General features: G+C 55.2%; 6 protein-coding genes. 1 reads left to right on the plus strand and 5 read right to left on the minus strand.

Features of this window, described 5'->3' with window-relative positions; translation table 11 throughout:
- Positions 1-464, plus strand: a 464-nt coding sequence (locus ABJN75_RS02860; RefSeq protein WP_348436670.1) for an aldo/keto reductase, incomplete at its 5' end; no start/stop codon positions are given.
- Between the two features lie 731 nt (positions 465-1,195).
- Here the strand turns inward: ABJN75_RS02860 and ABJN75_RS02865 are convergent.
- The 5 genes from ABJN75_RS02865 to ABJN75_RS02885 form a co-directional block, all read right to left on the minus strand.
- Positions 1,196-2,185 (minus strand): Gfo/Idh/MocA family oxidoreductase, encoded by a 990-nt coding sequence (locus ABJN75_RS02865; protein ID WP_348292211.1) that lies wholly within the window; start codon positions 2,183-2,185, stop codon positions 1,196-1,198.
- Between the two features lie 10 nt (positions 2,186-2,195).
- Entirely contained in the window at positions 2,196-2,957 is a 762-nt protein-coding gene (locus ABJN75_RS02870; RefSeq protein WP_348292213.1) for an SDR family NAD(P)-dependent oxidoreductase, read from the minus strand.
- A gap of 9 nt (positions 2,958-2,966) precedes the next feature.
- The gene (locus tag ABJN75_RS02875; RefSeq protein WP_348292215.1) at positions 2,967-3,797 is read right to left on the minus strand and encodes a phosphoenolpyruvate hydrolase family protein; all 831 of its coding nucleotides are present in this window, start codon (positions 3,795-3,797) and stop codon (positions 2,967-2,969) included.
- The gene (locus ABJN75_RS02880; RefSeq protein WP_348436673.1) at positions 3,784-4,308 is read right to left on the minus strand and encodes a TRAP transporter small permease; all 525 of its coding nucleotides are present in this window, start codon (positions 4,306-4,308) and stop codon (positions 3,784-3,786) included. The genes ABJN75_RS02875 and ABJN75_RS02880 overlap by 14 nt, the downstream gene beginning before the upstream one ends.
- A 79-nt stretch (positions 4,309-4,387) precedes the next feature.
- Positions 4,388-4,708: TRAP transporter large permease subunit (locus ABJN75_RS02885; RefSeq protein ID WP_348436675.1), on the minus strand; the 321-nt coding region annotated here is incomplete at its 5' end.

Here is a 4,708-nt window from a genome sequence, read left to right on the forward strand (position 1 = left end):
TGGTGCCTATGGCGCAGGAAATGGGGATGGGCGTTGTACCATGGTCGCCACTTGCGAGCGGTTTGCTGACAGGCAAATACACCTATAATGACCTAATAGAGAAAGCTGCATCACCCGGAAGTCGTGCCGCAATTGCCCAAGATGCAGGATCTGCAACTGAACGCACCTTCGCGATCATAGATGTTGTACGACAGGGAGCCGAGGGACGAGGAGTGCCCCCTAGTTCTGTTGCGCTTGCATGGCTTTTGTCGCGTCCCGGTGTTGCTGCGCCACTGATAGGTGCTCGTTCGCTTGATCAACTTAAAGCCAACCTCATGGCCCTCGAAGTGAAGTTGGATAACGCCGAGTTGGCTCAACTGGATGAAGCGAGTGCAATTACACTCGGATTCCCGCACGAATATCTAAAGCGTCCTGAAATCATCCAGAACATCTACGGAGGCATGTCGATCAAAACACGGACATGATGTTTAGTATCTACGCCTTGGAGCAAACCTTCCGACTTCCGGTCGGAGTCTCTCCAGGACGGTATCTTCGTCAATTGGGAGAGGATTAGCGAAAGCACTTTGACGAAAGTGCATCTGCTAGAAAGTCGCCTAGCGCACGCGATTCGATGTCCAATAAATGAACGCCATCACCATCCTCTGATCTTGTTCCAAAGCGTGTATCAATGAATGAAATGCCGCAGGAGGAGGTGTTGACTGCTAGGTGATCCGTGAGTTTCTCTAACCTACTACCGATTTCGCTGAAGGTGGGTTTTCTTTGCGCCGCCAGCCGACGGTTAATCGGTGGCGGCGCAACAAGTATGATTTCGGGGGACCAGCCCCGTCCAGGTGCGACGTTCTGAGTTGCGGCTACGAGACCGAGGATTGCCTCTGACGTTCGCTCCACCCCGCGATAAAGGTGGTTCTGCAGGTCGTTGGTCCCGAGCATTAAAAGGACGCGGTCGACTGGACCGTTCACGAGGAGGGAGAGCGCGAGTTGCGCTGCCCCAGCGGTCGGATAGGGCAACAGTGGGTCCTTCGGTCCTGCCGTTCGTCCCGGCAATCCGTCGGCCAGAACCCGGACATCCGGACCGAAGCGATGCTGTAAACGGGTAGGCCAACGGTTTTGCTCATCGTGGCGGCCTCCTGTTATAGGATCTCGACCCCACGTCAATGAGTCCCCGAAACAGAGTATGGAATGGGGTGTTTTCACCTTATGGCTTCTCAGGCAGTCCTGTCTTAGCGGAGCGAAGCGCGGCGTTCAGGACAGCAACCACGTTGCGGCCGTCCTGACCAGAGGAGCGCGGCTGCCGACCTTCAGAGATCGCGTCACAGAATTCGCGGAACTGCCGGTCAAAGGAAATGTCGCCATCAATGTAGGGCTTGAAATCATCCTCGATCAGCACCTCATCTCCCAGTTTTAGCGTCCGATCATTCTGGAGGTGCATCATCGCCTTGGGACCGACGATCCAGCGCTCATTTGCGCCCGGTTGCATATTGAAAGATAAATGTGCCGTCGCGGTGCTTCCGTCTGCAAAGCTCATGACAACGGTTGCCTGATCCTCACCTTCCCAATTGTCGACTTTGAGCCGGGATGTTCGCGCAAAGACCGATTCCGGCATTTCCCCCATCAGTAGAATGATTGTATCGATTGCATGCGGACCATTCAATCCGAGTGCTAGCCCTCCAGTTGCGGCGGCAGACTTCCACCAAGGAGCCTGTGCTTCGGCGACGTGCACACCGAGAATCTGTACGATGTCGAGGGGCCGACCGAGCTCTGGCAGCCGTTCTATTGCGACGTCGAGGGCTGGGAAGAAACGACGACACTGCGCCACCATCAGAACACGGTCTGCCGTTTCTGCAGCAGCAGTCATTGCGTCGGCCTCTTCTAGCGTGTTGCAGAGTGGCTTCTCCACTAGTACGTGTTTGCCTGCGGTGAGCGCCTTTTCCGCTACTTGGCGGTGGAGGTGGTTCGGTAGCGTCAAAACGACTGCGTCAATTTCGGGGTCGGCGAGAATCGCTTCGAGATCTTGCGATGTAAACTTGGCGTGAAATTCGGCTGCCAACGAAGCGATCCGTTCTGCATCTTCAGGAAGCCCAACCACCGCGGCAAGCTCTGCGTGATCGGCATTGTTTCTGATGGCTGTCAGATGGGCCCGAGCGATACGTCCGGGTCCGATGACGGCAATTTTGAGTTTTGTCATTTTGTTTTCCTCAATGCGTAACAAGGCCACCATTCACATCGAGCGTTACGCCCGTGATGAACCGCGCTTCATCGGAAGCCAGAAAGACCATAGCCGGAGCGATGTCCTCTGCTGAAGGAATTTTACGAAGGGGCGTCTTGCTGATCAGGTCGGCTTCCTGCGCAGGCGACATGATCTCTGACAGCCGCTCGCCGCGGAAGGCGGTCGGGGCAACTGCATTTGCACAGATGCCCTGGGGACCGTATTCATGCGCGATATGCCGGGTTAGACCACAAGTTCCCGCCTTCGCAGCTGAATAATGCGAACCGAGAAAATAACTGTACGTTCGTGCTGCAAGTGAAGAGACGTTCACAATGCGTCCGTGGCCCTGCGAGACCATCACTGGTAGCACGGATTGGCAGCACAGAAAGATACTCTTGAGGTTGGTATCGATGATGCTCTGCCACTCATCTTCTGTTGTATCGATGAGGCCGGGATATGAGTGGTAACCTCCAGCGCAGTTGATAATCGCATCTATCTTGCCGCCAGTTTCCATCGCGAGGTCTACCATCGCGTTGATCATCTCTTTGGAGGTCACATCGACTTTGATTGGCATCGCGCGCTCTAACGAATCGCTGCTTTCGTTAATTTCTGCAGCAACGGACTTAACGCCAGCTTCATCGAGGTCGGCGAGTACAAGCGTCGCGCCCTCAGCCGCTAGTTGACGGGCAGCACTACGCGCTAGGCCGCGGGCCGCACCGGTGACAATGACTGTCTTGTTTTCGAAACGCATGGGTAACTCCTATTTTGTTTGAAGGGAGAGGCGCTTGAACCGGCGCGCCTGTTCAATAATGGCGATTTCAGTCGGAAGACGCTCCATGCTGGAGGCTCCAAAGAACCCGGCGATACCACTCGTGTTTTTCAGAACGTATTCGGCATCTTCGGGATCAGCGATAGGGCCGCCGTGGCAGAGGACGATCACGTCATCCCGTACCTTTTTGGCCGCTTCGTGCATCTCTTGGACACGTCGTACGGCTTCGTCGAGATCCATCGCAGTCTGCGCGCCGATTGCCCCCTTGGTGGTAAGCCCCATGTGAGGCACCAAGACATCCGCACCGGCTTGTGCCATCGCAACGGCCTCTTCCGGATTAAAAACATAGGGACAGGTCAGAAGGTCCATCTCGTGCGCCGCACGGATCATGTCTACCTCGAGGCCGTAGCCCATTCCGGTCTCTTCGAAATTGGCGCGGATGATCCCGTCGTAAAGACCAACAGTCGGGAAGTTCTGTACGCCGGTAAACCCGGCCTCCTTCACACCTTTGAGAAACAACGGCATCTGACGAAAGGGATCCGTTCCGCAAACACCGGCGAGCACGGGGGTATCCCTCACTACCGGTAGAACCTCGCCAGCCATCTCCATGACAATTGCATTCGCGTCACCATACGGCATCAAACCGGCCATTGAGCCCCTGCCAGCCATGCGATAGCGGCCGGAGTTATAGATAATGATAAGGTCGACGCCGCCGGACTCTTCACATTTCGCTGATAGGCCGGTCCCGGCACCCGCTCCGACGATGGCCTCGCCACGGGCAATATTAGCCCGCAAACGACGCAATGCTTCACTTCTTTCCATCTGTAGTTTTCTCCATTTTTCGGGAATTGGTGAGAACCCTAGTGTCCTCGCTTGCAGCCTCGTCAAAAGGACGCCGTGCGTAAGGGGATTCAAAAGGGTCGGTTATGATGTCGACAATGATGTGCAGGCACCCGGCGCCGAACGCGACAGGAAGGCCAAGTGCCACGAGATATTTTGGGACATCTATCGGCAGCGAGAAGGTCGATCCGCCGACCAACTTTTGGAACAACATGAACTCGGTGCCCGACCACACAATATAGCCGGAAAACGCGAGGATCGCAGCCTTGATGAAAAGAAACATCACACGTTGCGCGGTACCACTGAAACTTTCGGGTAAGATGCCGACGCCTACATGATCGCGGTAGTAGGTGCCAATGTTCGCGCCGAGGAAGATCATCCAGACCAGCAGCAGTTGGGCTGCCTCGTTGGTCCAGGGAAGCACCACACGGCTCAATCGCGCGACGACTCCTGCCCCGACCAAACCCGCGATTGCCAGGAACAGCAGCAGCACCAGTGCCTTTTCGGTCCAGAGGACACCTCGGTCAAACCGCTGCAGATGAAATTTCCAAAATGGAGTCATAGTGATCGCCTCACACAAACCGGGTCAGAAACAGAGACAGGGCCGGGAAGATGATCAACAGGGTCAGCATGAAGAGCATCATGAGGCAGTAGGGCAGAACGTGCAGGCTAAGCTTCTCGATACCGATGCTGCCTATCCGTGAGATAACGAAGAGGCAGACGCCGACAGGCGGCGTCATGAGTCCGATACACATGGCTATCACGAAGACGACACCAAAGTGGATGGGATCGATGCCAAGCTCATTGATAAATGGTAGAAAAACCGGCATCAGGATGATGATTGCAGCTAGTCCTTCGAGAAACATTCCCACTACAAGAAAAAATATCACGAA

Origin of the sequence: Hoeflea sp. (assembly GCF_039975035.1) — a bacterium.
GTDB lineage: Bacteria > Pseudomonadota > Alphaproteobacteria > Rhizobiales > Rhizobiaceae > Hoeflea.